At 69.8% G+C, this 26,818-nt stretch carries 25 protein-coding genes and 1 pseudogene; 11 read left to right on the top strand and 15 right to left on the bottom strand.

Translation table 11 applies throughout. From position 1 onward, the window contains the following. Window positions 1-60: 60 nt before the first annotated feature. Entirely contained in the window at window positions 61-2,016 is a 1,956-nt protein-coding gene (locus tag GV790_RS05240; protein ID WP_163811017.1) for a GMC family oxidoreductase N-terminal domain-containing protein, read from the bottom strand. 327 nt (window positions 2,017-2,343) lie between these two features. On the opposite strand from GV790_RS05240, the gene GV790_RS05235 reads away from it, so the two are divergent. Next, entirely contained in the window at window positions 2,344-3,999 is a 1,656-nt protein-coding gene (locus GV790_RS05235) for an acyl-CoA synthetase (protein WP_163811015.1), read from the top strand. Between the two features lie 77 nt (window positions 4,000-4,076). Continuing rightward, window positions 4,077-4,226 carry a hypothetical protein gene (locus GV790_RS05230; protein WP_163811013.1) on the top strand — a complete coding sequence of 50 codons (150 nt, stop codon included), beginning with the start codon at window positions 4,077-4,079 and terminating at the stop codon, window positions 4,224-4,226. Window positions 4,227-4,308: 82 nt separating this feature from the next. On the opposite strand, the gene GV790_RS05225 is transcribed toward GV790_RS05230, so the two are convergent. Continuing rightward, the gene (locus GV790_RS05225; RefSeq protein ID WP_163811011.1) at window positions 4,309-4,938 is read right to left on the bottom strand and encodes a hypothetical protein; all 630 of its coding nucleotides are present in this window, start codon (window positions 4,936-4,938) and stop codon (window positions 4,309-4,311) included. Window positions 4,939-5,219: 281 nt separating this feature from the next. Between GV790_RS05225 and GV790_RS05220 the strand changes: the two genes are divergently transcribed. From GV790_RS05220 to GV790_RS05205, 4 genes are all read left to right on the top strand, one after another. After that, a complete protein-coding gene (locus tag GV790_RS05220) occupies window positions 5,220-5,579 on the top strand; it encodes a hypothetical protein (RefSeq protein ID WP_163811009.1) in 360 nt (119 codons plus the stop codon). 362 nt (window positions 5,580-5,941) lie between these two features. Next, window positions 5,942-6,799, top strand: a complete 858-nt coding sequence (locus GV790_RS05215) for a polysaccharide deacetylase family protein (protein WP_163811007.1) — start codon at window positions 5,942-5,944, stop codon at window positions 6,797-6,799. Window positions 6,800-6,918: 119 nt separating this feature from the next. Next, window positions 6,919-7,530 (top strand): TetR/AcrR family transcriptional regulator, encoded by a 612-nt coding sequence (locus GV790_RS05210; protein WP_163811005.1) that lies wholly within the window; start codon window positions 6,919-6,921, stop codon window positions 7,528-7,530. A 190-nt stretch (window positions 7,531-7,720) separates the two neighbouring features. Beyond that, complete coding sequence (locus GV790_RS05205; RefSeq protein ID WP_163811003.1) at window positions 7,721-9,058, top strand: flavin monoamine oxidase family protein; 1,338 nt, start codon at window positions 7,721-7,723, stop codon at window positions 9,056-9,058. Window positions 9,059-9,110: 52 nt separating this feature from the next. Here the strand turns inward: GV790_RS05205 and GV790_RS05200 are convergent, their stop codons facing one another. Further along, complete coding sequence (locus GV790_RS05200) at window positions 9,111-10,067, bottom strand: hypothetical protein (RefSeq protein ID WP_163811001.1); 957 nt, start codon at window positions 10,065-10,067, stop codon at window positions 9,111-9,113. Further along, window positions 10,048-10,788 (bottom strand): hypothetical protein, encoded by a 741-nt coding sequence (locus tag GV790_RS30500; RefSeq protein WP_175585804.1) that lies wholly within the window; start codon window positions 10,786-10,788, stop codon window positions 10,048-10,050. Before GV790_RS30500 ends, GV790_RS05200 begins: the two co-directional genes overlap by 20 nt. A 305-nt stretch (window positions 10,789-11,093) precedes the next feature. On the opposite strand from GV790_RS30500, the gene GV790_RS05190 reads away from it, so the two are divergent. Next, window positions 11,094-11,822: a PAS and ANTAR domain-containing protein gene (locus GV790_RS05190; RefSeq protein WP_163811151.1), complete on the top strand. Its 729-nt coding sequence runs from the start codon at window positions 11,094-11,096 to the stop codon at window positions 11,820-11,822. An 84-nt stretch (window positions 11,823-11,906) separates the two neighbouring features. On the opposite strand, the gene GV790_RS05185 is transcribed toward GV790_RS05190, so the two are convergent. The 3 genes and pseudogenes from GV790_RS05185 to GV790_RS05175 form a co-directional block, all read right to left on the bottom strand. Beyond that, the gene (locus tag GV790_RS05185) at window positions 11,907-12,452 is read right to left on the bottom strand and encodes an STAS domain-containing protein (protein WP_163810998.1); all 546 of its coding nucleotides are present in this window, start codon (window positions 12,450-12,452) and stop codon (window positions 11,907-11,909) included. 142 nt (window positions 12,453-12,594) lie between these two features. Then, window positions 12,595-12,942: a hypothetical protein gene (locus GV790_RS05180; protein ID WP_163810996.1), complete on the bottom strand. Its 348-nt coding sequence runs from the start codon at window positions 12,940-12,942 to the stop codon at window positions 12,595-12,597. Then, a pseudogene (locus tag GV790_RS05175) lies at window positions 12,939-13,816 on the bottom strand (molybdopterin oxidoreductase family protein); the annotation flags it as partial. The pseudogene GV790_RS05175 and the gene GV790_RS05180, both read right to left, overlap by 4 nt. A 139-nt stretch (window positions 13,817-13,955) precedes the next feature. Here GV790_RS05175 and GV790_RS05170 point away from each other — a divergent pair. The 3 genes from GV790_RS05170 (at window position 13,956) to ligD (ending at window position 18,313) form a co-directional block, all read left to right on the top strand. Further along, entirely contained in the window at window positions 13,956-15,236 is a 1,281-nt protein-coding gene (locus tag GV790_RS05170; RefSeq protein WP_280212490.1) for an ATP-grasp domain-containing protein, read from the top strand. Continuing rightward, complete coding sequence (locus GV790_RS05165) at window positions 15,237-17,282, top strand: CocE/NonD family hydrolase (protein ID WP_175585803.1); 2,046 nt, start codon at window positions 15,237-15,239, stop codon at window positions 17,280-17,282. An 89-nt stretch (window positions 17,283-17,371) separates the two neighbouring features. Further along, window positions 17,372-18,313 carry a non-homologous end-joining DNA ligase gene (gene ligD / locus GV790_RS05160; protein WP_163811147.1) on the top strand — a complete coding sequence of 314 codons (942 nt, stop codon included), beginning with the start codon at window positions 17,372-17,374 and terminating at the stop codon, window positions 18,311-18,313. Window positions 18,314-18,461: 148 nt separating this feature from the next. Here ligD and GV790_RS05155 read toward each other — a convergent pair whose 3' ends face one another. Then, the gene (locus GV790_RS05155) at window positions 18,462-19,154 is read right to left on the bottom strand and encodes a MerR family transcriptional regulator (protein WP_163811145.1); all 693 of its coding nucleotides are present in this window, start codon (window positions 19,152-19,154) and stop codon (window positions 18,462-18,464) included. Window positions 19,155-19,266: 112 nt separating this feature from the next. Between GV790_RS05155 and GV790_RS05150 the strand changes: the two genes are divergently transcribed. Next, on the top strand, window positions 19,267-20,484 hold the full coding sequence (locus GV790_RS05150) for an erythromycin esterase family protein (RefSeq protein WP_163810992.1): 1,218 nt from the start codon (window positions 19,267-19,269) through the stop codon (window positions 20,482-20,484). Here the strand turns inward: GV790_RS05150 and GV790_RS05145 are convergent. From GV790_RS05145 to GV790_RS30715, 7 genes are all read right to left on the bottom strand, one after another. Beyond that, window positions 20,438-21,244, bottom strand: a complete 807-nt coding sequence (locus tag GV790_RS05145; protein WP_163810990.1) for a MerR family transcriptional regulator — start codon at window positions 21,242-21,244, stop codon at window positions 20,438-20,440. The genes GV790_RS05150 and GV790_RS05145 overlap by 47 nt on opposite strands. Window positions 21,245-21,285: 41 nt before the next feature. Further along, window positions 21,286-22,200, bottom strand: coding sequence for an alpha/beta fold hydrolase (locus tag GV790_RS05140; RefSeq protein ID WP_163810988.1), 915 nt, complete (start codon window positions 22,198-22,200; stop codon window positions 21,286-21,288). 43 nt (window positions 22,201-22,243) lie between these two features. Then, window positions 22,244-23,071, bottom strand: coding sequence for an SDR family oxidoreductase (locus tag GV790_RS05135; RefSeq protein ID WP_163810986.1), 828 nt, complete (start codon window positions 23,069-23,071; stop codon window positions 22,244-22,246). 47 nt (window positions 23,072-23,118) lie between these two features. Further along, window positions 23,119-24,201, bottom strand: a complete 1,083-nt coding sequence (locus tag GV790_RS05130) for an NAD-dependent epimerase/dehydratase family protein (protein WP_163810984.1) — start codon at window positions 24,199-24,201, stop codon at window positions 23,119-23,121. 74 nt (window positions 24,202-24,275) lie between these two features. Next, a complete protein-coding gene (locus GV790_RS05125) occupies window positions 24,276-25,361 on the bottom strand; it encodes a hypothetical protein (RefSeq protein ID WP_163810981.1) in 1,086 nt (361 codons plus the stop codon). Continuing rightward, window positions 25,351-26,325, bottom strand: a complete 975-nt coding sequence (locus GV790_RS05120; protein WP_163810979.1) for a glycosyltransferase family 9 protein — start codon at window positions 26,323-26,325, stop codon at window positions 25,351-25,353. The genes GV790_RS05125 and GV790_RS05120 overlap by 11 nt, the downstream gene beginning before the upstream one ends. Continuing rightward, window positions 26,322-26,818: PfkB family carbohydrate kinase (locus tag GV790_RS30715; RefSeq protein WP_218586374.1), on the bottom strand; the 497-nt coding region annotated here is incomplete at its 5' end. The genes GV790_RS05120 and GV790_RS30715, both read right to left, overlap by 4 nt.

The following is a 26,818-nucleotide window of genomic DNA, read 5'->3' as shown; positions in this document are numbered from 1 at the left end:
ACCGCAGCCACTTTCGCGCTCCTGCCGCGGGGCAGGGACTCGCCCGGGCGACAGATGCGTTCAGCGCAGTCGAGCGGCCAGGCGGGTGGCGTTCATGTGGGCGATGGCCTCGATGGTCACCATCGGATTGACCCCCGAGGAGGTCGGGAAGCAGGAGGCATCGGCGACGACGATATTCGGCACCTCCCAGGTCGCGCCGTCCGGATCGGTGGCCGAGAGCGCGCGGGAACCACCCATCCGGGCCGAGCCCATGATGTGCAATGCCGCCATCGCGCACTGGCCGGGACCGTAGCCCGCCGCGTCACCGGCGGCGACGAACTCGGCGTGCGAACCGCGCACCCCCGGCTCGTACTCGACACCGGCCTGATGCCCGGAGAAGATGCGCCGCGCGCCCGCCGCTTCGAGAATCTGTGCCGCACCGCCGATTCCGGTGCGCAGGTGAGCGCGGTCGTAATCCGACAGCCGATACGAGACCACCGCTTCGCCGCTGCGGTCGATGCTGACGCTGCCGTGGTCGCGGTCGCGAGTGATGACGCCGACGACGCCGGTGTTGGCGAGCTCGAGCATCCTCGCCCGGTGCGCCTCGGCGCCACGCCAGTTCATGAACCCGACCGCGAGCCCCGGCTGCACCGGCCCGGTTTCGTAGATGACGCCGTAGCCGCGTCCGTCCAGGTTGTGGTGGTGCCGGCAGATCCGGGCCTGCAATCCGCCCTCCCACGGCCGGATCTGCTCGTCGAAGACCCCGTACACGGCAGCGGCCGGATGCAGCCGCAGGTATCGGCCGATGGTGTCGTCGCGCAGGCCGGATCGCCGCAGCAGCGCCGGGGTCTGGATCGCGCCGGCCGCGACCACCACCGCACGGGCTCGCACCTCGATCGCGACGCCGCTGCCGGTCTGCGCCGTAACACCCTCGGCTCGCCCATTTTTCACCTCGATCCGACGCACGTTCGCGTCGACGACCACGCGGGCGCCGCGGCTGGCGGCATCCTGGAGCCAGGTCTTGGTGACCGATTGCTTGGCGCCGAGCCGGCAGCCGTAGCCGCAGCTGCCGCAGTCGGCACCGGCGTCGCAGGCGTCGGAGACGTTGCGCGGCAGGGTGTCGATGTCCCAGCCGAGGGCGGTGGCACCGCGTTCGAGGACGGCGTCGCGGGCCGACAGCGGAGAGCGGTCGCGGTTCACGCCGAGCCGCTGCTGCACCGCGGCCAGGGCGTCGTCGTATTCGGTGGTGGTGAATTGGGGGACGCCGAGATCCGCCCATTCCGCGCGCACATCATCGGGGGTGGGCAGGGCGGTGCTCCAGTTGACGACGGTGCCGCCGCCCAGGCAGCTGCCCTGGGCGAGGGTGAGCTGGCCTTCGCTGGTGGCCTGCGGGCCGGGAGCGTACAACCGCAGCAGGCCGTCCATTTCGCCGCTGCCGAAGTCCTGGTCGTCGTAGTACTCGCCGCGTTCGAGTACCACGACATCGAGGCCGGCCCCGGCCAGGACCGCGGCAGCCGTGCCGCCGCCCGCGCCGGAACCGACAACGACCACGTCACAGTCGAGGGTCGTCGGCTCGGTGGGACGCAGCGGCTCGAGCGCGGGGCCGGTGGCGGCCGGGTGGGGGCCGGGTGGCGCCGGGTAGCCCATCTGCTTCCACAGCGGGTTCTCCCCGGTGGCACCGGGAGTCACGTTGTAGGAGAGCAGGGCCGCCGATTTCAGGGCCTGGAACAGCGTCCGTTTCGCCGCGAATCGGGAGTCGCCGAGCCGCAGCAGCGTCTGCTCGCGCTGCCGCGGTGTGAGGGCCGAAAACCGTCGCGGGCCGCTGCCGGTGAGCACACCGAACAACCGGGAATCCCACAGCGTCAGCAGCGTCATCAGCTGCTTCTTCTCGGCGTCGCGCGGGTTGCGTTCGAGCATCCGCATGACGGTGTCGATCGCGCCGAGTTCGCTCGCGGACGGTAGGTCCTGCCCGTCGCCCGGTGCGAAGGTATCGCAGATCAGAGCGAGCGCCGCGCGCTGCTGTGCCGTCGGCTCCATGAGTGTCCCCTTCGTCTCGCTGGAAGAGTTCTATCACCTGCGCCACACCCTCGTTAACTTAATGCCGATTCTCGAAGCTCGGCCGAACTCGCGACCCGGCGGGACCGACGCATCCGACAGCGCTCGGTGCACCCGGCCACCCGACCGAGCCGACGCCGGACTACCAACCACGCCGAGGGCCTCAACAGTCACTCCGGCGCGACGCCCGCACCGCTCGGTCGAGTCGGCACAGAAAACGCGGCAAGCTTGCCCGAGCCAGTAAGTTAATGCGTATTCTCCAAGTAAACGTGGAGATACGAGCCCGACGCATTCGACTGGAGACCGGCGATGGCACACCGAAGCACACCGAACGCGGCCCTGCGCACCGTCAGCGATGCGGCATCGGCGCTGGCGGTCCTCACCAGGCGCGGCATGATCGATCCCCGCCGCCCGGCCGAGATCATCCGGACGCTGCGCGATGCGGCGGTCTTCGGCCCGTTCGTCACCGTTCTCGGCCACGGCCTGCACCGTCATCCCGGCCGGACCGCGATCATCGACGAGCGCGGCCCGCTCACCTTCGGTGAGCTGGACACCTTGTCGAACGCGCTCGCCCATGGACTCGGCGCCGAGGGTATCGGTCCCGGCGACGTGGTCGCGGCACTGTGCCGCGACCATCGCGGCATGGTGCTCACCCTGCTCGCCGCGGGCAAACTCGGAGCCCGAATCGTACTGTTGAACACCGGCTTCGCCGCACCGCAACTGGCCGAGGTGGTGCGGCGCGAGCGCATCCGGGCGATCGTGCACGACGAGGAATTCTCCGGTGCGCTCGCCGCGGTGCCGGACGATGTGGGTCGGTATCTGTCCTGGGTCGTTTCCGCCGACGGCAGCGTGGCCACCATCGACTCGCTCATCGCCGCGAGCGCCACCGAACCTCCGCGCAGACCGAAGCGCCCCGGCGGCATGGTCATCCTGACCAGCGGCACCACCGGGACACCGAAAGGCGCTCCCCGCGACAAGGTGTCGCCGCTGCAATCGGCACAGTTCCTGGACCGGGTGCCGCTGCCACGCGACAACACGATGGTGATGGCCGCGCCGATCTTCCACGGCACCGGCCTGTCGCAGTTCACGCTGGGCTGGGCACTGGGCAATACGGTGGTCTTCCAGCAGCGCAAGTTCGATCCGGAACGCACCTTGCGCACCGTCGCCGAGCACCATGCCGCCACCTTGGTGCTGGTGCCGACGATGCTGCAGCGGATCCTCGACCTCGGCCCCGACGTCCTCGCCCGGTACGACACCTCCGCGCTGCGGGTGATCTTCGCGGCCGGGTCCGCAGTGTCGCCGGACCTGAGCCGGCGCGCGGCCGAGGCGTTCGGAGACGTGCTCTACAACCTCTACGCCTCGACCGAAGTGGCGGTCGCCGCCGTCGCCACCCCGCACGATATGCGGGTGGCGCCGGGGACCGTCGGCTACCCGCCGGTGGGCTGTCGCGTCGCGATCTACGACGAGAACCGCGACAGGGTCACCAGGCCGGGCGAGATCGGCACCATCTTCGTCTCCAGCGGGCTGAGCTTCAGCGGCTACACCGACGGCCGGAACAAGGAAATCGTCGACGGCCTGCTCTCCTCGGGCGACGTGGGGCATTTCGACGCCGACGGACGGCTGTTCATCGACGGCCGCGACGACGAGATGATCATTTCCGGCGGCGAGAACGTCTACCCGTCGGAGGTCGAGAACCTACTCACCGAACGTTCCGATATCGCCGAGGCGGCGGTCATCGGCGTCGCCGATCGCGACTTCGGTCAACGCCTGCGCGCCTTCGTCGTCCCCGCGGGCGGCGCGGCACTCGACCCGCAGGAGATCAAGGATTACGTGAAGGCCCATCTCGCCCGGCACAAGGTCCCGCGTGAGGTCGACATCATCGCCGAATTGCCGCGCAACGCCACCGGAAAACTACTGCGCCGTCAGTTGATCGAACAATCTTCCACGGACTCCGCCGTCGACTGAAGTGGCCCTCGCGGTGGGCGATACCGCCGAGGACCTGTCGATGTTCGCGGTGGCCGATCTCGCGCGGGCGCCGCGCAATGCGGACCCTGCCGCGCCGGACCACCCTGCTCGCCGCCGTGCTCGGCCTCCGTGAGGACGGGCTGCGCGGGCTGCCGATCCGCACCGCCCGGCTCACCGCGCTCCTCGTCCGGCCGTCGCACTGGTGCGAGTCCGGGCGCGCCGGCTGACGGGCTCGACCGGCACTGTGTCCGGCTGCGCTGAACCGGTTGTGCGCCAAAGAACAGCGCACAACCGGGTCAGCGACGGGTGCTACACGGGGCGGTGCCGCAGATGAGGCTTGCGCCACCGCTTGCGGGTGCCCGCCTCGGGCGCGTCGGCGGGTACCACCGGTTCATCGACCATCCGACGAGCACCGGCGTCGGCAGCCACCTCACGCCGGGCGAAGGCGATATCGCGTGCGCTACGCACCGACAGCCGTCCCAGTGAGGTCGCGGCGAAGAACAGGATGAGCGCACCGAGACCGTAGAAGAAGGTCAGTTGCAGCAGCGCGCGCTTCAGGTCCGACGTCGCGACCGGCTCGCCGATATCACCGAGCCGGAGCAGATCGGCCAGCACCGGCCCGATCACGAACCACACCCCCGCCGCCACCGACAGCCAGCCACCGAAGCTGGCCACCACGCGGTTCCTGCTCATCAACATGAGCAGGCCGCCGACAATCGCCGCCACACCGGGCAGCACCTGCAGCCAGCCCCGTGCCGCCGTCCACACCCACGGATCGTCGGGTGTGTAGGTGAAGTCGAAGTACGGGCCGATGAACGGGATGAGCGCGCCCCAGATGCCCAGCAGCAGCACCACCAGCCCACCCACGGCCCCGCGGCTGCGCGGAATCCGCAACCGGCTGCCCTGGCCGGTCGAAACATTGCCGTCGACGTCGGTCATGACGCCTCCAATCATCGATAGCTGATGTGGATATCGCATACCCCGTTCGAACCCGGCTACGCATCCATGCCCTGGCACACCACCGGGGAATTCCGCCGATCACGTCCGGCGACAATGCGGGCGGCGCGCTGCTGGGAGCGGTCACAACATCTGCCGACGGCCCTGCTGACCGGCGGCCGGACGCCCTACATTCATCACAGACCCGCGACGATCGGGGTCGGCCTCGGCGCAGCGCGACATCTGTCGTGCTGATCCGGGCCAGCGAAGGTGGTGAACGGACCATGACAGCGTTGTCTCCCCTGGCCTACGGCTATCTGCGCGACGAACTGCTCGTCGACGTCGAACTTCCCCGCTGTGATCAACGCTTGATCGCCATTGCCCGGCGGATGGGATTCGATATGGCCGCCATCTTTCACGAGCGCGCCGATATCGCCTCGCTCGTGCCGGGGGCGTTCCTCGATCTGGTGCACGAGTGCCGGCGGGCCCGCGCGCGGATGGTGTTCACGCTGCCAGGGCATATCGCGGGACTGACCGTTCCGGCGGCGTCGCTGCTGCACGTGCTCGCCGACCGTGGCGAGGCCGCGGTGTTCGAGGTGCCCGAATCCACGTGGCGCGATCCGTGGGATGCGGCCTGGCTGTGAACAGCCGGCCGAGCCGGTGCTCCCGCGCGGGCTGCGGATCCCGCGCGGGAGCGCGCCGTGGCCGATCGACGGTCCATCGCAGGGGGCGCGGCAAGCAAGTGGTCGCGAATGGGCTTGCCGTTCACATCGGTTCCGACCAGGGCGATTCTCACGGTACGCACGGCACCCGCGCAGGCACATACCTCTCGGCTACGTCTGGGCAAATCACTGCCCGGCCGGAGGCCGGTTGGTCGCGAGCACAAGCTCGTGTCGCGTGCGGTCCCCTATCCGTCGCCTGTCCCCCTCGCGCCCGCGGGCCGTAACGCATACCGTTCGCGGCGGTGCCCGCGGCGGGCGGCACGCACGCAACCGGAAGGACCCGTATGGACAACGCGCTCTACGACTACAGCCCGATCGTCGATCGGGAACCGATTCAGTGGCCCGGTGGTGCCCGCATCGCGTTCTACGTCGGTCTGAATATCGAGCATTTCCCGGTGGACGCACCCGCCACCAGCCTGAACGAGGCCACCGCCGGTCTGGTGCCCGACCCACTGAACTACGGCTGGCGCGATTACGGGCCGCGGGTGGGTATCTGGCGGATCGCCGAGATCCTCGACCGGCACGGCATCCGCGCCAGCGCGCTCGTCAATTCGGCGGTGTGCGAGAAGTATCCGCAGATCATCGCGGCCGGCCAGCAGCGCGACTGGGCATGGCTGGCGCACGGCCGCGACAATGCCACGGTGCAGTCGGCCGTCGAGGACGAACGCGCCTACCTGACCGACGTGATCGCCACCATCGAGAAGGCGACCGGCCAACGCCCGCGCGGCTGGCTCGGCCCCGCACTCAGCGAAACCTTCGACACCCCAGAGATCCTGGCCGAACTCGGCCTCACCTACCTGCTCGACTGGACCGCCGACGACCAGCCGTTCCGGCTGAACGTGCCCGGACTGCTGAGTGTGCCCTACTCCGTCGAGCTCAACGATCTCGGCCTGTTCACGATGAAGAGCTTCACCGGCCCGGACTTCGTGCAGATCGTGACCGACCACTTCGACCAGCTCTACGCCGACTCCGCGCAGAGCGGGCGGGTCATGGCGCTGGCCCTGCACCCGTTCGTCACCGGCCAGCCCTACCGCGCCAAATATCTCGACCAGGCCCTGGAATACATCGCCGGCCACCACGGCGTCTGGCTCACCACCAGCGATGAGATCGCCGAACACTACGCGGCGGCGAACCAGAGCTGAACCCGTACGCGGCGGCCGTCCACTTTCTCCGCTACCCTACAGTCGGTCGAACGTCCGACTTCCGGCGCGACCACACTACGGCGGCGCGGAACTCGATCGGCCCGATGAGGAGGACGCCGATGGCCTACGTCAAAGCAACCGAGCGTGAGGGGCAGATCGTCGCGGCGGCGATCCAGGTGCTCGGTGAGGTCGGGGTGGGCGGCATCACGACGCGCGCGGTCGCGGTCGAGGCCGGCATTCCCTTGGGCACATTGCACTACGTGTTCCCCACCAAGGACCAAATGCTGCGTGCGGTCATCACCACCGTCGTCGATGACGCAATGGCCGCCGCGCGGGCCGGCCTGGAGCTCGATCAGGGCGTGGAACATGCGATCCGGCACGGTGTCACCAACTTCTGGGACACCCTCGTCGAGGGGGAACCGGGACTCCAGGTCATGCAATACGAGCTGGCCATGTATTCGGTGCGCAGCGAGGGCCCCGGCGGCCTGGCCCGGCTGCTCTGCGAGCGCTACGCGACTCTGGTCGCCGAATTCTGCGAAACGGCCGCGCGAGCGTCGGGCGAACGCTGTGCCGTCGATTTCGGCACTCTCGGCCGGCTCACGTTCGCGGTGGTGGACGGGCTGATCATGCAGCACGTGACCGATCCGGATCTCGCGCGCTCTCGTCGCGACCTCGAACAGGCGGTGGAGATGATCGTCGGCTTCGCCGATCCGCGCCCCGTGTCCCGGTAGCCCACCCGGCACGGTGCTCGTCCCTGGTACCGGCCCGCCTCGGCCCTTGCGGGCCCCGGGATCGACGTCTACCGTAAATGTCGTACGGTTGACCGACTTAGTTCAGCTCGCCGCCCCTCCGGGCGAGCCGTCTCGCGGCAACCGCCGGGACCGTGCACAGCAATCCGAACCCGCGGAGAAGGGCTACGTCATGGATGACAACTCGGTGCAGGCATCGCGCGAGCGGACCGTGGTGGTGGTCGGTGCGGGCCTGGCCGGGTTGACGGCGGCGCGCATACTGCATCAGCGCGGTACCGACGTGATCATGCTCGAGGCGGCCGACCGGATCGGCGGGCGAGCGATGAGTGCGACCACGATGCTGGATTCGCGGGTGGATCTCGGTGGTCAATGGATCGGCCACGATCATCATCGGATCACCGCGGTGGCGGCCGAATTCGGCCTCACGCCGTTCCCGATGCACACCGGGCCCCTTCCCGCCGTGGTGACCGGCGCACGCCGATTGTCGCCGGTAGGTCCGTCGATGCTCACGGCCGGGCTGGTGCTGGCCGGAGTCGAACTGCTGGCGCGGATCGGCGCACCAGCGCGGTGCAACGACTCGACCGTCGAGCAATGGTTGCGGCGGGTGCCCGGCCGCACAGCACGCCGGCTGTTGGAAGTGATCGCGGAGGTCTCGTGGACGGCCGACCTCGACCGGATCTCGGTTCAGGCGATGACGAAGATGATCCGAGCCCAGGGCGGTCTGCGCACCATCATGTCCACCGCGGGCGGCGCGCAGGAATTCCTGCTGACCGAAGGCGTGGGCGCGCTCGTCGACGGCCTGGCCGCCGAACTCGGTGTGCGTGTGCGATGCGGGCAGCCGGTCACCTCGGTCGAGCGCGGCGACCGCGGCATCACCGTCCGCACGCCGGACGACGAGATCCGCGCCGCGAAGGTGATCGTCACCGTGCCCGCCCCCATGCAACGGCACATCACCTTCACCCCCGCGCTGCCGCCGAGCCGAATCGCACTCACGCAGAACACCTACATGGGTTCGGTCTACAAGGCGATCGCGGTCTATGAGCGCCCGTTCTGGCGAAGCCGTCACGGCGGTGAATTCATCCAGCTCGACAACCCCGGCAGTGCCGTCTTCGACACCAGCCCACCCGGTGGACCAGGCCACCTGTGTGTCCTCGCCGCCGGCCCCCGCGCCCGCGATCTCGACCACCTCGATCCGGCGGACCGCCGCACCACCATCCTCGGCCCACTGATCCCGCACATCGGCCCCGAGGTCACCGAACCGGTCGACTGGCACGAGAAGTCCTGGCACCGTGACCAGTACGCGGGTGGCGGGTACGTCGCCCTTCCCGAACCAGGGACCACCGACGGATTCCCACCCTTCCCGGCCACACCGGTCGGCGATATCCATTGGGCGGGAACGGAAACCGCGGACGGGCACGCCGGCTACCTCGACGGCGCCATCGAATCGGGCACCCGCGCGGCCCATGAGGTCCTCACGGCCTTGAACGACCGCGATTCCGTCGGCCGGTAGCGCGAGCCGGTTTCCCCTACTGCGCCCCGCATTCAGCGCGCAGTCGCGAGTGTCAGCAGCGGTCGCCTGCGGGGTTGTCGGACAGGCGGAACTCGAATCGCACCGCGCCGGGTGCGGAGGCCGGCAGGACGATGGCGGCGCCGCGGTGGGTGGGCCAGTTGCGTGGGAGCAGGACATATTGGTCGCCGATATGGGAGAGCATGACCAGACCGTCGTAGCGGAATCGGTAACCGGAATTGTCGGCGGGGTCGCAGGCGACCTTGCGCACGTCGACGCTGGACAGGTGTAGATCCTTCTCGCTGTAGACGACAACACCTGGGCTGTACGGGATTTCCGCGGTCGACAGCTGGGCTCGGGAGTTGCCGACCGCCGCCGAGTAGTCGGTCGCGACCCAGAACAGGCTGATTCCGACGACGACGAACAGGATCGTCCACTCGATCACCGCCGCGGCCTCCGAGCGCGGCGGCGCCTGCGGGTCGCGCTCACGCAACAGTTGCCTGCGTTGCAGGACGACGTACCAGAGCAAGCCGACCCCGGCGATGACCGACAGCGGTGCCGCACCGAGCATGTTGTTCAACGGGAACACGAAGAACAGCCGGCTCAACCCGAATGCCAGCACCAGCACCGCGATCGCTGTCACCACCCGCAACTGCCACCGACTACGTGGCGCACCGCGCACCGATTCCGGCAACGCCAGATATCCCCAGGTCAAAGCCATCCCGATCACCCCGGCCACGATCAGCGGGACGAACAGGGCATCGACGCTGCGCATCAGGTAGTCGGTGATGCTCGGATGCAGGCTGGCCGACTCGACGCCGAAATGCCGGAAGTACCAGTAGACGTGGTTCCAGCCGAAGTAGAACAACAGTGCGGTGAGCAGTGTCGTCGGCGCGACGAATTGGCCGAGAGTCGCGGCTACCTTGCCGAATCCCTCGAACGGGGACGATGACGGCTCGTCGCTGCGCGGCTCCGCGCTGCCGGGAGCTGGTTCAGGGGGCTGCTGCGCCATCACCGGTCTCGGGAGTCTCGGTCACGCCTGCTCCAGAGCCACCGGCTCCGCCCTCACCGGTACCGCCCGTTCCACCTTCACCGGAACCACCGGTCCCGCCCTCACCGGTACCGCCCGTTCCACCCTCACCGGAACCGCCCGTCCCGCCCTCACCGGGACCACCGGTGCCGCCCTCACCGGTACCGCCCGTCCCACCGGGATCCGTGGGATCGCAGGAAACCGGGCCGGTCAGCAACACCAGTGGCACACCGGGCGTGATGAGCAGATAGCCCCCGATCGGATCGCTCTCATCATCCCACGGTTCGTGTTGCGCGCCGCTGAATCCGTCGTACACGCATTGTGTGCGTTCGGAATCCGGGTTGATGCCCTTCGTCACCACGCACCCGTCGCACACGCTGGCGACAGCGGCACGCACCTCCGCGAGCAGTGGGTCGATGGGGGTCCCCTGACGCTGCACCGGGTTCGCGATCCGGATCGGCGCGACCGGCCCACCGCCGCCCCCACCACGATCCGGCTTCCCCGGAACCGGCGGCGGCCCACCGGTTCCCGGGCCACGTGGCGGCACCTGGCCACCGGTCGTGTTGTCGGGTCCGGCACCGCTCGGCGTGGTCGCGATGGCCGCCTCGTTCGACGTCGTCGCACCGACGGGAGGCGGTGGGGTACGAGCAGTGGGAGGCGTCGTACCGCATCCCGCGCAGATCAGCACCGATGCGGCGGCCACGGCGAATATCGGGGCGATCCCGGGCCATGGTCTCCCGTGATCGGTCCCGGCCGGATCGCCGCCATAGAGAGCCGTTCGAATCGCCTGCGGATCCATCGTCCACCCTCCGCTCCCGGCGATCGCCCTCGCCGGATAGCTAATTGAAGCAGTACCGGCGACCGGTCGCGCGTGATTTCACCATGGGATTCAGAACTGTTTCCTGGTGTGGTTGTCGAGCCCGCACGACCCCGCCGGCCACCCTGCCTCCGCGATCCGGCTCCTGGCATATTTCCGCTGGTTAGACGATAATCGGGCGGGTGCCGAGCATGCGCGGCGAAAGTGAACCGGGCACCACTGTCCATCCGCTGGAGGCAGTGGCGGGAGAGCCGCAGCGGATGGGGATCCTGCGGCTCTGGTTCACCGACGAGCACTGGGCGTGGTCGGATGAGGCCGCCCGGTTGTACGGATACGAACCCGGCGAGGTGGAGCCGACCACCGAGCTGCTGTTGTCACACAAACATCCCGACGACCGCGAGGGCGTCGCGCGGTGCATCGCGCAGGCCATCGAGACCGGTGAACCGTTCTCCAGCAGGCACCGCATCGTGGACACCGCCGGGCAGCAACATCATGTCATCGTGGTGGGCGAGCCGCTGGTCGAGGACGGCGTCGTCGTCGGCGCCACCGGATACTGCGTGGACGTCACCGGATCCTTCGACGTCCAGCGCAAGGAAATCCTCGACGAGACGGTGCCCGACATCATCCACGCCCGATCCGTCATCGAACAGGCCAAGGGCGCTCTGATGCTCATCTACGGTCTCAGTGCCGACGAAGCCTTCCGGGTGCTGCGGTGGCGATCCCAGGAAACCAACATCAAACTGCGTGATTTCGCCGAACTACTCGTCGCGGCACTTCGCACGCAGGGCGAGGCGCCCGCGCAGCAGCGCATCCGATTCGACCACATGCTGCTCACCGTGCACCGGCGACTGGGAGGCGACGGCACGGCAGGCGTCGATCACGGCGGCTCCGACGGGCAGCCGGACGAAGATTCCGCGTGATCGTCGGCGGGCTCGTCTGAGCGGCTGTGTGCCCACGTCGCAGGCCCGGGCCGCCGGCGTGGCATCGAAGTGGCGTGCGCCCGGTCAGCCATGCCCATTCGTCGAGCTGTAGCCGTCCCCGCTCGGCGGCGGGTCGACGAGAGCGGTGCGCGTCTGCTGATGGCGGGTTCCGCGCGGCGGAGGTGAACCGCGCCGGCCCAGCTCGAGCCGGGTCAGCGCGCTCACCACGGTGGAGTGGATGGGTAGCCGCCCGACCCGCGGGTCGGCGGCGGCGAGCCGGAAGACCGTGGAACTGGTACTGACCAGGCACACCGGTACGCCGTCGCATCCGAAGCGCTCAGCGTCCTCGGCCAGCGTGGCCAAGGTGCGCCAGGACAGGAAATTCAGTCTGGTGGTGTCGACGATCAACCCGCCACCTTTGGCACGCGCATCCTCGGCGGCCTCGGCGACTGCCTGCCGCCATAGCGGCAGCGTGAAGGCGTCGGCCTCGCCGCGCACCGACAGCACGACCGAGCGGCCGCGGCTGCGCCGGCAGCACACCAGCCGGTCCTTCGGATCGGGGTGCCCGCACAGCGCGGAGAGTTCCCGGCGCGGCAACGGGGTGGTCTCGAACTCGGAATGTGGTGCCATCATGCTCCCGAATCAGGTCCGTGCGCTTGCGCGCCCTGATCAGGCCACCCTGCATTCTGAAGGCAAACCTTTGAATACCGACCAGTCTACGACATCGTGTGGTCGGCACCGCTTATTCGTCATAACGCGATGGCCACGGTGGTCAGCCGGCGAGGATCTGCGGGGACAGCACTTTCAGCATGGCGTTCGCCCAGCGCAGCTGACGCAGGGTCTGCGGATGGCAATCCTGTGCCAGTTCCAGCAGATCACTCACCCGTCGCTGTAGTGGTGCGGTGATCGATCGCAGGCTCACCGCGTGGTGCGCGCCGGCACCACGGTGCGGGCACACTCGCTCGATCCGCTTCCGATGTTCGCGCGACCAGGCGGCGAGATCGCCTGCGATGTAGCGGATCTCGTGCTCGCCGTGGTGATGGGCCGAGAGCGCGGTGAGGTCGTGCTCGAGCGTGTGCTCACCGCGATGGAGTTCGTCGAGCGGCATCGCCAATGTCATCGGGAGCTCCTCGTAGCGGTGACATCGGAGTCCGCCATCGCCTGCGCTCCCCCACGGGTGGGCGGCACGGACTGGTCCAGCGGCGCCGAGGACGTATTGGTCGGTGCGCGGGCCGGTTCGCTGCCGCGGGCGAGGCGGCGGACCGCTGCCACCGAAGTCTTGAACAGGGGTTGTTTGGACACCGGATCCCAATCGGTGACGGTCATTTCGTTGGCGGCACGATCATGACCGTGCCCCTCGGCATCCCAGTAGCCGTAGTGGAACGGTACGAACAACACACCCCGCCGAATCCTCGATACCCGAGCGTGCGCCCGGATCGTGCCGCGCGGCGAGGTCAGCTCGAGCAGATCTCCCTCGGAGATGCCGAGGTCGGCGGCATCCGCTCCGGCGATCACCACCGCGCAGCATTCGGTAACCGACGCCGGTGTAATCGCAGGGTCGGCCGTCCGAGCACCGCTGCCATGCCTCGAACGCCGATTCCGGATCATGCCAGGCCGGTAGCGGCTGCCCGTCGAAGGTGCCGGTCTTCTCACCCCACGCCGCCGCGGGCAGCACCACATCGGCCAGTTCGGCGGTTTCGGTCCGGAAAATATCCTGCACCACCAGAAACAGCCGCTCCTGCGACAGGATCTCGCGGATACGTCCCAGCTCCGGCAGCGAGACCGCCGGGTTGGTTGCGGAACCCCGGCAGGTCGCCGTCGGCGCCGCATTCACGGGTGTTCTCGGCGGTGGGCTGGCCGTTCATCTGCAACACCCCGCAGCCGGGCCTGCCGAGCATGCCGCGCACCAGGTGCACATTGTTGACCGGCACCGCGGCGGCCGTGGCCTGATGGAACCCCCGATGGCCGGTCTCAACGAGGGGTGCGCAGCGGCCCGGAATCGTGCCGGGTGCGTGCCGCGCCCGGTACGGGGTAGCCGGTGTCCAAGAGCCCGTCGAGCTGTGGCGTGAGAGCGGCTGTCGCTGCCCGGCCCGACGCCGTCATCGCGGTAGCCGCATTTGGAGGACGAACGTGGTGAATGTCTTCGTCCCGGGTCTGACGCGCGGGCAGCGCGCCGACCTGGAGACGGTCGAGGTGCCCGGTGGCTTGCGCGTGCACGGATTGCTCGATTACGACGCGCTGGTCTCGGCCGAGGAGTTCGACTTCGACGAGCTGCTCCGGCGCGCACGCGACGAACTCGCCGCGTTCGACGGCCCGATCGACGCGATCATCGCGCATTGGGACTTCCCGACCAGCGTGCTCGTGCCGATCCTGGCCGCCGAGTATCACCTGCCCTCGCCGAGCCTGGACAGTGTGATCGGCTGCGAACACAAGTTGTGGAGCCGGATGCTGCAACGGGCGTCGGTGCCCGAATGCGTCCCCGGGTTCGCCGCCTTCGACCCCTTCGATGCGCACGCGCTGGACACGATCGACCTGGCGTTCCCGTTCTGGGTGAAGCCGATCAAGGCGCATTCCTCACAGCTGGGGTTCGAGATCGCCGACGCACAGCAGTTCGCCGACGCGACCGCCGAGATCAGGGACGCCATCGCGCGCATCGCCGACCCCTTCGACCAGGTACTCGAGCGGGTGCGCGTCCCCGAGGAGGCCCGGGCCGTCGGCGGTCGCACCTGCCTGGCCGAACAGGTCGTCAGCGGGATCCAGGCGGCGCCGGAAGGATCGATGTTCCAGGGCGAGTACCACGTGCACGGGGTGTTCGACATGCGCAAGGACGAAGCGGGCCACAGTTTCGTGCACCTGGACTACCCGGCACGCACGGTGCCGGTCGAGGTCCAACAGCAGATGATCGACGTCACCGAGCGGTACCTGCGCCACATCGGTTTCGACAACGGCTGCTTCAACTCCGAGTTCATGTGGGAGCCGGAGACCGCACAGCTGTGGCTGATCGAGATCAATACCCGGATCTCGCAGTCGCACAGCGATCTGTTCGTCAAAGTCGATGGCACCTCGAATCATTCGGTCGCCATCGACGTCGCGCTCGGGCGCAGGCCGCGGATGCCTTCCCGGCAGGGTGATTTCGCCGTCGCCGCCCAATGCCTGATCCCCCGGTACGACGACGGTGTGGTCACGAGGGTGCCGGCCGAGAGCGAGATCGCGGCGCTGCGCCGGCGGTTCCCGGCGACGGTGGTGCACATCGACGTGAATGTCGGCGACCGCTTGTCGGAGCTGCCGAATCAGGATGCCTATCGGTACCGGCTCGCCACCCTCTACATCGGCGCGAACGATCACGCCGAGCTCGAACAGCGGTATCAGGACTGTCTCGAGGCCCTTCGGTTCGAATTCCAGGAGGTCGACTGAGTGCATACGGTCGAATCGTTTCCCTACCGGGTGCGCGAGATCGAGAACATCTTCATCCCGATGCGCGACGGGGCCCGGCTCGCGGCTCGCGTGTGGCGACCGGTCGCCGACACGCCACTACCTGCGGTGTTCGAGTACATCCCGTATCGCAAACGCGACCTCACCCGAGCCAGAGATGCGTTGAACCATCCCTATCTGGCCGGGCACGGGTATGTCAGCGTGCGGGTCGACCTGCGCGGCAGCGGCGACTCCGACGGTGTGCTCACCGATGAGTACCTGCCCACCGAACACCAGGATGCCTGCGACGTCATCGAATGGCTGGCCGCGCAGCCGTGGTGCGACGGCAATGTCGGCATGATGGGCATTTCCTGGGGCGGTTTCAACAGTTTGCAGGTGGCCGCTCAGCGCCCGCCCGCGTTGAAGGCGGTGATGAGCGCGTCGGCGACCGAGGACCTCTATGTCGACAACATGCACTACATGGGTGGCTGCCTGCTCTCGGACAATTTGTCCGAAGCGACGGTGATGTTCGCCTTCAACAGCCTGCCACCGGATCCGGACATCGTCGGTGATCGCTGGCGCGAGATGTGGCACGAACGGCTGGCGGGCAGTGGGCTGTGGATCGAGCAGTGGCTGCGCCATCAACACCGCGACGACTACTGGAAACGGGCGTCGGTGAACGAGGACTACGGCGCGGTGCGCTGCCCGGTGCTGGTGGTCGGCGGCTGGGCCGACGGATACACCAATGCCATCTTCCGGCTGCTCGAACACCTCGAGGTGCCCCGTCTCGGCATCATCGGACCGTGGGGGCACAAGTACCCGCATCTGGGGGTGCCCGGCCCGGCGATCGGGTTCCTCCAGGAGCTGGTGCGCTGGTGGGATCACTGGCTCAAAGGCGTCGACACCGGGATCATGGACGAGCCGATGCTGCGGGCGTGGATGCAGGACAGCGTGTCACCGCAGCCGTCCTACGAGGACCGGCCCGGCCGCTGGGTCGGTGAACCGCGGTGGCCCTCCGCGGGAATCGAGCCGCGGCACTACGTGCTCGGGCGCTACACCTTGGCCGAGGCGCCGGCCGAGATCGACGCCCGCCTGCTGCACGTGCAGTCGCCATTGAGTGTCGGCATGTTCGCAGGCAAATGGGCGTCCTATGCCGCGACCCCGGATCTCCCGTCGGACCAGCGCGAGGAGGACGGCGGGTCGCTGGTCTTCGAGACCGAGGCATTGGAGGACACCTTCGAGGTGCTGGGGCTGCCGAGCCTGGAGCTGGAGGTGTCGGCGGACCGTCCGAACGCGATGGTCGCCGCGCGGCTGTCGGATGTGGCGCCCAATGGCGAGGCGACCCGGGTGACCTACGGGCTGCTCAACCTCACCCATCGCGACGGCAGCGCCGATCCGCGGCCGCTGGAGCCGGGCCGCCACTACCGGGTCCGGGTGCCGCTCAACGGCATCGCCCACTCGTTCCCGCCCGGTCACCGGATCCGGCTGTCGATCTCCTCGTCGTACTGGCCGCTGGCCTGGCCGTCGCCGGAGCCCGTCATGCTCACCCTGGTGGCGGGGCGCAGCTCGCTCATGCTGCCGCATCGTCCGGCCCGGCGCGGGGACACCGAGCCGCGTTCCTTCGGCGCCCCGGAAGCGGCGCCACCGGACGCCAGCACTCGGTTGCAGCCGGGCAAGCACCACTGGAAGGTGGAACGCGACCTGGCCAGCGGCGTCTCCACGCTCGAAGTGGAGAACGACCAGGGCATCATCCGTTTGGACGAGACCGGAACCCGGGTCCGGCGTGCCACCACCGAATGGTTCAGCTTCCGTGGCAACGATGTCACCTCCGTACGCGGCGAGACCCGCACCGTGCGCCGTCTCGAGCGCGGCAGCTGGCGCACCGAGATCGTCACCCGCACCGTGCTGCGCTGCACCGCCGAGGAGTTCGTCATCGACGCCCGGCTCGACGCCTACGAGATCGACCTGTCCACCGTCGACCCGCGGGTGGTCGACCAGCGGGTGTATTCGCAGAACTGGCACCGGCGCATCCCCCGCGACCTGGTGTGAACACGCCGCCCGACCGTGCCCCGAGCGAATCGGCGGACGCGGAGGTTTGCTGCGGATACGCTGGGGCGGTGGTCGCGGTTCCGGCGCCGATGCTTGCCGTCTCAGGACGGCCGCCCGATGATGCCGAGTGGGCGGTCGAGATGAAGTGGGACGGGGTGCGGGCGATCGTGGTCTGCGGGGGCGGTGAATGCCGGCTCTACAGCCGCAATCAGCGCGATGTCACCGGGTCGTATCCGGAGTTGGCCGGCGTGCTCGGCGATCTGGCGGGCGGGCGTGAGCTGGTACTCGACGGCGAGATCATCGCCCAGAGCGCCACGGGCGCGCCGTCGTTCGCATTGTTGCAGCGGCGGATGCATGTCGTGCGGCCGACCAACCAATTGATCGCCGCGGTGCCGGTGCAGCTGCATCTGTTCGACATCCTCGGTGCCGGCCCCGACTCGCTGACCGGCCTGCCGTACCTGCGACGGCGCGAGCGTTTGCAGGAGCTGGAGTTCACCGACGCGCCGGTGCGCACTCCGCCGCACTGGCTCGACGTCGACGCCGACAAGCTCATCGCCGTGGCCCGGGAGAACCATCTCGAAGGCATCGTGTCCAAACGCATCGATTCCACCTATCAGCCCGGCCGCCGCTCCCCCGCCTGGATCAAAACGCCCCTGCGCAAGACCACCGAGGCGATCGTGGCGGGCTGGACCACCGGCAACGGCGCCATGGCATCCACCTTCGGATCGTTGATCCTCGGCGCCAACGACCCGGACGGCCGCCTCGTCTACCTCGGCAACGTCGGTACCGGCTTCACCGCCGCCGTCCGCCGCTCCCTGCGCGCCCGTCTCGATACCCTCGCCCGCACCGATCCGCCCTTCCCCCAACCGCCGCCCCGCTCCGCCGTCGGCGCCGCCCACTGGGTGGACCCGGTCCTGGTCGGCGATATCGAATACCGCGAATACACCGGCGAGGGCCTACGCCACCCCAGCTGGCGCGGGCTGCGCAATGACAAGACACCGCAGCAGGTCGGCGTTCCGGCGAGCAGTTGAGGTCACACCCGAGCCGCAGCCGTCGGGCACGGCGGCCCTGGAAGCACCGGAGTGCTCATGCGTCGCCGTGCAGGATGGCTCGGGCCAGGGCGGCGGGCGCAGTGCGCTCGGCATGCGACGAGACTGTGCAGCCCTGGGCGCGGACCGGCTATCGGCGATCGAGCAGGGTGAGGTAGGCATCCAATTGTGCTGCACCGCTGAGTAAGTGGCGGCTGCGGGTGTCGAGGCGATGTTGCCAGGCGGCCAGGAACTCGTGCAGAGCTTCCGGGCCGCCGGCCTCGTGGACGGAGTCGAGGAACTGCACGACCTTGTGCAGCGGGTAGCCGCCGCGGCGCAGCTGACGAGCGATATCAGCGTCGCGCACACTGTCGGGGCCGTATTCGCGGTAGCCGGTCGCCCGGTTGCGCTGCGGGCGCAGGATGCCCGCGGATTCCCAGGCGCGCAGGGTGGCTTGGTGCACACCGATGCGGCGGGCGAGTTCGCCGACGGTCAGCGGAGGTCCGGGGATCGGCGGTGGCGTGGTGGACAGTGCGCCGAGGCCGGCGGCGACATCGAGGCGGGTGTCGCGTTCGGTGAGCAGGGCCAGATGGGTGGCGTCGAGCCGGCGGTAGGCGGATTCGGTGTCGCCGCGGTTGACGGCGCGCATGATTTCCGCGGCCGGTTCATGGCCGTGTCCGGCACGTAAGGCGAGGAAGGTGCGCAGCGCCTGCGCGTGCAGGGAGGTGTAGCGCCGGTAGCCGGTGTCGCTGCGCGCGCTCGGCGGGAGGATGCCCGCGTCCTCGTAGTTGCGGATCGCCTGGGCGGACAACCGGTGTTCCCGGGCGAGGTCGATGGGACGCAGCGCGGACCTCCGTTTGAGGGTTTCAGCAGTAAATGCCTGGTGGGGTTCGAGAAAGTCTCACCCGATTCTTCAACGATAGCGTCGAGGGCAGGTTCTTCTGAAAGGGGTATCCATGTCCACTGACACCTCGCTGCGCGCGCTCGGGCGCGAACTCGGCGATTCGGCGAGCCTGGGCCGGGCCATCGACGAACTGCTCGCCGCGCGTGCCGAGCCGACGGCCCTGCTCGGGCTCGGCGAGCCGACGCACGGGATCGCGGCCTTCCCGGTGCTGCGCAATAAACTCCTCGCCCAACTGGTGGACCGGGGTTTCCGGTCGATCGCGCTCGAGATCGACATGACCGCCGCCACGCTGGTCGACGACTACGTCCACGGCGCGGGCACCGATCTCGACACCGTGCTCGCCACCGGGTTCAGCCATCACTTCGGCGCCGTACCGGGCAATCGGGAACTCGTCGAATGGCTCCGCATGCACAACGCGGGCCGCCCGCCGCACGATCGGGTCCGCTTCTACGGCTTCGACTTTCCGGGCGACCAGGTCGAGATCGCGAGCCCCGGACCTGCCCTGCGCGCGACCGTCGCGTACCTGCCCGAGCCCCTGCGCCCGCGGTCGGCGGATGAGCTGGAAACGCTACTCGGCGACGACGCCGAGTGGACGAACCAGGCCGCCATGTACGACCCGGCCGCCTCCATCGGAGACTCCGAACGCGCTCGCGCCCTGCGTATCCTGGCCGACGATCTGGCCGGTGCCCTGCGGCGCGCCGCGCCTGCCCTGCACCCGGCGGACCCGGACGGCTACGCCGACGCCGTCGCCTCCGCCCGCACCGCCCTCGGCCAACTGCGCTTCCATGCCGCCATGGCCGAGACCGGCCCCGACCGCATCGCGCACATGCTCGCGGTGCGCGCGGAGCTGATGGCCGACAACCTGCTCGACATCAGGGCCCGCGAACAACACCGCGGTGCCACCCTGGTCTTCGCCCACAATGTGCACCTGCAATACGCGCCGCCCAGCATGGCGGTCGGCGAGAACCAGGTGCGGTGGGCCAACGCCGGCGCGCTCGTCGCCCTCGCCCTCGGTGAGCGCTATGCCTTCGTGGCCGCCGACGCGAACCCGCACAGCGAGCCGGGCACCCTGGCCGGTGTGCTGGCGGAGGCCACCAGCGGGCGCGCCCTGTTCCCGGCCGGCCCGCTGCGCGCCGCCCTGCCCGCGACGATCCGGTCAGGCGAGCCGATGATGCCCGGCCACATCCCGTTCACCCCGGCGGACCTGACGGGCGCGGACGCGATCATCTGGATCGCCGACACCGACGGGCAGCGGCATCGGTACTGGTAGGCGAACCGAGAGCCGCACCGCCTCCACTGCCCGACCGGGCGGTGCGGCGCCGCTCGGCGCGGTAGGTGAGCACCTCGACGATGCGCTGCCACGCCGGGGTTTCCTCCGAGATCCGGGAAAAGACCAGCGCCACATGTCCGGAGCCGCCGCCGTCTGCTTCGTGCCGGGTCTTCCACGCGTCGAGCTCGTCGATGAGCCTGTCCAGCCGCGGATCGCGCGGATCCCAGTCCGCCGCGCGATCACAGGCCAGATACAGCCGGACGGTCTCCGGATCGTCGAAGGCGCTGTTCTTCTCCCGGATCCGCTGCGCCATGGCGCCCGGCTCCAGCGCCTGCATCAGAATCCACGCGTCACGTTCGGCGCGGACACGTCGCTCGCTGACGCCGAGGCGGCGCATGCGGTCCAGGATGTCGACCACCTGGGCCGGGAGGACGAGCCGCTCACCGCTGTCGAGTGCGGCGATGCTGCGGCGGTAGCCGGCCAGCTGGTCGATTCTGCGCTGCAGGTCGGCGTCGATATCGGCGACGGCGGCGGCGAATTCGGCCGGCCGGGCGTGTAGCAACGCGTCGATCCGGGCCAGCGGCACCCCGGCCTCGGCGAGGGTCCTGATCCGGATGAGATCGACCGCTGTCTGCGGGCTGTAGCGGCGGTAGCCGGAGGCGTCGCGTTCGGGTTCGGGCAGCAGTCCGACGTGGTGGTAGTGGCGGACGGTGCGCACGGTCACGCCGGCGGTCGTGGCGAGCTGTCCGATCGTGAGCACCGTCCTCCTCCGAATCGTCGTCGCGGGTGATCGCGCCGAGTCTAGGGGCGGGTGGCCCGGTCGATGACATCGGCGACCGCCCGGACGACGGCGTCGGGGCGGTCGAAACACAGCCGGTGGTGCACGGTGTCGTCCACAATGCGCTGTTCGCCCTGCGGGGCCGCAGCCGCCCGCGCGGCATCCATGCGTCGTCTGCCATCGTGCAGCTGCTGCACCGTCGAGGCCGGGATCCGGTCCCGCTCGGCCGGATCGGTGCCGACGACGCTGAGCGCGATCGTGGGGACATCCGGCAGCCCGGGCCCGCCGCGCAGCTCGGCGGCGAGTTCGGCCAATCCGCTGCGTTCGGCGAGGCCGGCCCGAAGCCACTCGGTGGTCAGCTTGGCCCGCACCAGCGGTTGCCGCAGGTGTTCGGGGTAGGCCGCGAGCAGTTCGGAGTGGATGTCGCGCAGCATCGGGCGCATCTGCTCGAGTTCAGCGAGGCCGGGGCCCGCGTGTTCGGCGGCGGCCAGGCTCGCTGATGCCGGCATGTACGCGTCCCAGTCGTGGTGCAGGGCATCCAGCCAGACCAGTCCGGCCACCTCACGCGGATAGAGCTGAGCGAATCGGTGCGCGTAGAACCCGCCGAGGGAATGCGCGGCGAGTACGTAGGGGCCGGCGATGTGCTGCGCGCGCAGCAGATCGCGCAGCTCGACGGCAACGGCGGCAGCCGTGCGCGGCAGCGGGAGCCGATCGCTGTAGCCGGTTCCGCCACGGTCGTAGATCACGGCCGTGGTGAATCGCGAAATCTCCTGCTGGACACCGAAGTAGTCCAGCCCCACCGCGCTCGCGCCGGGCAGGAACACCACCGCCGGTCCCCCACTGCCCGCTCGGTGGATGAACAGTCGCCGTCCATCGATGTCCTGGAATGCGCCGATCGGCGGGACGAGCCGAGCGGCGTGGGTGCTGTTGTGCGTCATGCGCCAAGGCTGCAACCCTGACGCAGGGTCAAGGTCAACCCGGCTAGGGGCGACGCCACTTCTCGTCGGGGACGAGCTGGCTGGACTGCGGGCCCATCAGCAGCATGCCGCCGTCGACGATGTAGGAGGCGCCGGTGACGTATCCGGCGGCGGGGGTGGCGAGGAAGGCCACCACGGAGGCGACTTCGTCGGCGTGGCCGGGGCGGCCCAGTGGCAGTCCGGGGCGCGGTTGCGCACGTGGATCGGCGTCTTCCTGGCCGGTCATCGGAGTCGAGATCTCCCCCGGCGCCACCGAGTTGACGGTGATGTCGTATTCGGCGAGTTCCAGCGCGAGCACCTTGGTGAGCGCGCCCAGTCCGGCCTTGGCGGCGCAGTACGGCGCCGCACCGACCTTCGGCGCGTGCTCGTGCACGCTGGTGATGTTGATGATCCGTCCGCCGCGACCGGCCTCGATCATGTGCGCGGCGGCGCGCTGGGAGCACAGGAACGCACCGTCCAGATCCACCGACAGCACGTGCCGCCAGGTGTCGAAGTCCATCTCCATGGCCAGTGTGGCCGAGCCCGTTCCGGCGCAGTTCACCAACACGTCCAGCCCGCCCAGTTCGGCGGCGAATTCGTCGATGACGGCGGTACTGGTCGGCAGATCGTCGAGATCGAGGTGGCGGACGGCGGGCCGCGCGCCGCGCTCGGTGACCAGCTCGGCGGTGCGCGCGGCGCCCTGCTCGTCCGCGTGATAGGTGATGCCCACATCCACCCCGCCACCGGCGAGGGCGACGGCGATGGCACGTCCGATGCCGGAATCGGAGCCGGTGACCACGGCGCGCAGCGGTGCGCCGATGCGTTCCTTCGGTAAGGGAGCGATAGTTGCCATGCTGATCGGCTACCCGCCAACGCCCGGGCGACACAGCCGTGCGGTCCTCATCGTCCGTGCTGGGCGAGCGCGCGGTCGACCGGGTCGTGTCCACCGACACCGGAGGTGAACTCGCGGTAGCGCCAGGCCCCGCCGGCATCCGGCGCCAACGGCGGCGTCCGGCCCCCGGCGCCGGCGCGGAATCCGTCCAGGAACTGGGTGACGGCGTCCGAGGAGCTGATCCGCGGCGTCCAGCCCAGCTCGACGCGGGCGCGGGTGGTGTCCATGACGGGCAGGTGCATCATCGCGTCGAACAATCCCGGGGTGGCCGGCGCCAGCCGCAGATGCCAGGCCGCCGCGAGCGCGGTGCGCACCAGCCGGGGCGGCACTTCGACCGTGCGGGTGCGCAGGATGCGGGCGAGTTCGGCGCGGGCGAGCACCGGTTCGGCCGCGATATTGAACGGGCCGCGCGCCTCGGAGACCACGGCCAGCGCATAGGCCAGTCCCACATCGACGCTGTGCACGGCCTGGAAGCGCATCTCGCGCGGATACGGCAGCACCGGCAGCAACCCGGGCCGCAGCAGCGGATTGGGCATCAGCGGCCCGAGGAACAGCCTGCGCTGCTCGCTGGCGGAGGCGTACTGGAAGGTGAAGGCCGGGCGCATCCGCACCACCCGGCAGTCGGGCTGCTGGCGCTCGAAGGTGTCGAGCAGCCGTTCCACATACGCCTTTTCGATCATGTAGGACGCGCCGGGCCAGCCCTCGGTGGGCCAGGACTCCGACACCGGGCGGTCGTCTGTGCACGGCGAATACGCGCCGACCGAGGAGGCGTAGATCAGGGCAGGCACCCGCGCGGCCGCCACCGCCTCCAGCACTCGTGAGGTGCCGCCGACGTTGGCCCGCCAGGTGTCAAGGGGCCGGTGGGTCGGCTGGAACAGCCAGGCCAGGTGCACCACGACATCGGCACCGCGGAACAGCGCGGTGAGGTCGTCGTGGCGTACGTCGGCGGCGACCCACTCCACCCCGACCCGGTCCTCGGCCGGGCGCCGCCGCGCCGCACCGACGATGGAGGTCACCTCCGGTGTGCCCGACAACGCGTCGATCACCGCGGTGCCCACGTTCCCCGTCGCCCCCATCACGACTACCCGCATCGGTCCTCCTCGTGTCGGCCGGCCCTACCGGCATACCCGCGTGCCCGGCGCCCACACCACGCCGCCGGGCCGATTCAGCTGTCCCGGTCGCGGGCGACGCGGTCGCGTCGTTCCCGCTCGCGATAGCCGTAGGTGGCGCGCCGGACGGTGATGTCGTCTTCCAGGCCGGAACCGACCGCGCCCGCCACCGTGCCGAGCGCGCTCGCCATGGCCGCGATGGTCAGGTAGTCGCCGACATCGACCGCGCGACCGAGCACGCTGCCCAGGTAGGCCGGCGGGATGATCAGCCCGACCGCGGCGCAGGTGAGCAGGAACAGCGTCGCGAAGAACACGACCGTGCCGACCGCGACGGTGGCCACGGTGCCGGCATTGCGCAGTGCGAGATCGGGTCCGTGTGCCATGCCCGCGGCATCGGCGCGCTCCCAGAGGCCGTGCCCGGCGATGGTCCAGACGGTGAGCGCGGCGATCGCGGTGACCACCACACCCGCCAGCCGGAACGGCCCGAGCGCGGTGGCCAATTGCCAGATGCTGGAATACAACACACCGAACGCGGTGCCTGCCAGCGATCCCGCCAGCGCCGACGACAGCCCGAGGAACAGCTGCCACGGCCGGTTGGCTCGCACCATGCCTGCCAGCAGCCGCGGTAATCCGACGCGCCGAGGCGAGACGATGCGCGCCGTCGAGGGGTCGGGGGTCTCGACGCGGGCGCGGTGGAACGGGCGCGGCATCCGCAGTTCGCGCGGGACCCCGGCCGGTCGTAACCCGTCGATCAACCGCACGGCCAGCTCTTGCAACCGGTTACGCAAGCGCCAGCCGCCGAGCGCGGGCAGGGAGATCAGCGCGACATGGTGCGCTCGGTCCAGGCTCGCCAGCACGATGCCGTCGTCGGTGCGCAACGGCAGATCGGTCAGGCACAGCGCCAGATCCCAGTCGGTATGGCCGACGTGCTGGGCGGCCTTGTCGATGAGGTGTTCGTCGTCGGGGTGCATCGCCTCGAACGGGTCGTAGAAGACCTCGACCTTCCAGTCGATGCCGCGATCGTGCCGGGCGAGCAGGTCCGGTAGGCGCTCGCCGAGTTGGTGGGCCAGGCGGGCAGGCAGATCCGGGTCGGCGACCATGCCGACGGTCACCGCGGCACGCTCGGCGCCGTCAGAAGGCACGGTCGCTCACCGTGCTCATCGCGTCGGTGCGGGCGCGCGGTGACCAGGCGAGCGCGAGTTGGTCGTCGACGGCCTCGATGACGTCGTCCGCGCCGATCATGAGCAGTCCGGGATCGGGTGTGCTCGCATGCGGATCGCCGATCCGGCCCGCCCACAGCGCCCGGTGCCGGGACCGTGGCGGTGGTCCCCACCAGCGCGGCGGGTTCGGCCCGAAGATGACGACCGACGGCGTGCCGAACGCAGTGGCCAGATGCGCGAGGCCGGTATCGGCGCAAACGACCAGGCGCGCACCGGCGACCAGGGCGGCGGTCTCGTCCAGGGCCAGTCGGCCCGCCACCACCGTGCCCGCACCGGCTTCGGCGGCCACCTGTGCGGCCAGGGTGCGCTCGCGCGCATCGCCGGTGATGAGCACCCGGTATCCGCGGCCGTGCAGGTGCGCGGCGACGCGGGCGAATCGTTCGGCGGGCCAGCGGCGCGCGGCCGAGCTGCCGCCCGGGTGGATGAGGACTCGCGCCGGATCGGCTGCGGTGGCCGGTGGCGCCGCGAGCGACAGCCGGGCCGGGTCCGCGGGAATCCCGGCCCAGTCGAGCAGGCCGCACCAGCGGGTGACCTCGTGGGTGTCCTCCGGCCAGTCCGGGCCGGGGAACTGTGGAAAATCGCGGTGCCCGAAGGTGATCAGGCGCTCGGGCGCGATGACCGCGAGGTCGGCGATGCTGGCGGGTCCACGCCCGTGCAGGTTCACCGCGGTGGCCGGAGACGGCCCGGCCCAGCGCAGTGCGCCGAGGCCCGATACCGGATGCAGTGCGTCGACCGTGCCGGTCAGTTCGACGATCGGGCGCAGCCACCGCGGAGCGGCCAGCACCAGCCGATCGCCGGGGCGGGCGTGGCGCAGGGCGCGCAGGGCGGGTACCGCGGTCAGCAGATCGCCGAGACCGAGTGCGCGCAGAACCAGGACGACGCTCACCAGCTCGGGTCGCTCGCGGCGAGTTCGGGTGCGGGGATCTGGGGCGCGTTCTCGCCGAAGGCGGCAGCCGCGCCGTCGGCGACGAAGGCCGAGGCGGCAGCGACGGCCGCGCGGACGGCGTCCTCGGCGTCGGCGCCCTCACCCATGGCGATCGTGGCGGCCACCGCGAAGCGGTCGCCGGCACCACAGGTGTCGCGCACCGATATCGGTCCTGTCGCCGGAACCGGGATGCGCACGACATCGGATCGTCCGGCGCAGAACAGCACCGCCCCGTCGGCGCCGAGCGTGACGGTGACCGCCCGCGCCGACCAGCGCCGCGCGAGCGCACGGGCACGAGCACCGACATCGGCCGAGTCCGGCAGGAAGTGCTCGGCCTCGGGGCGGTTGGGCGTCACCAGGTCCGCCCCGCGCACGGGGGTCGGCCCTTTCGGATGGGGATCCCACACCAGTGGTGTCCGTCGCGGGGGGTCACCGTCACGCTCGGCGCCGACGG

The sequence above is a fragment of the Nocardia cyriacigeorgica genome, from assembly GCF_010858045.1.
Taxonomy (GTDB): domain Bacteria; phylum Actinomycetota; class Actinomycetes; order Mycobacteriales; family Mycobacteriaceae; genus Nocardia; species Nocardia cyriacigeorgica_E.
This window is presented reverse-complemented; position numbering and strand designations above follow the sequence as displayed.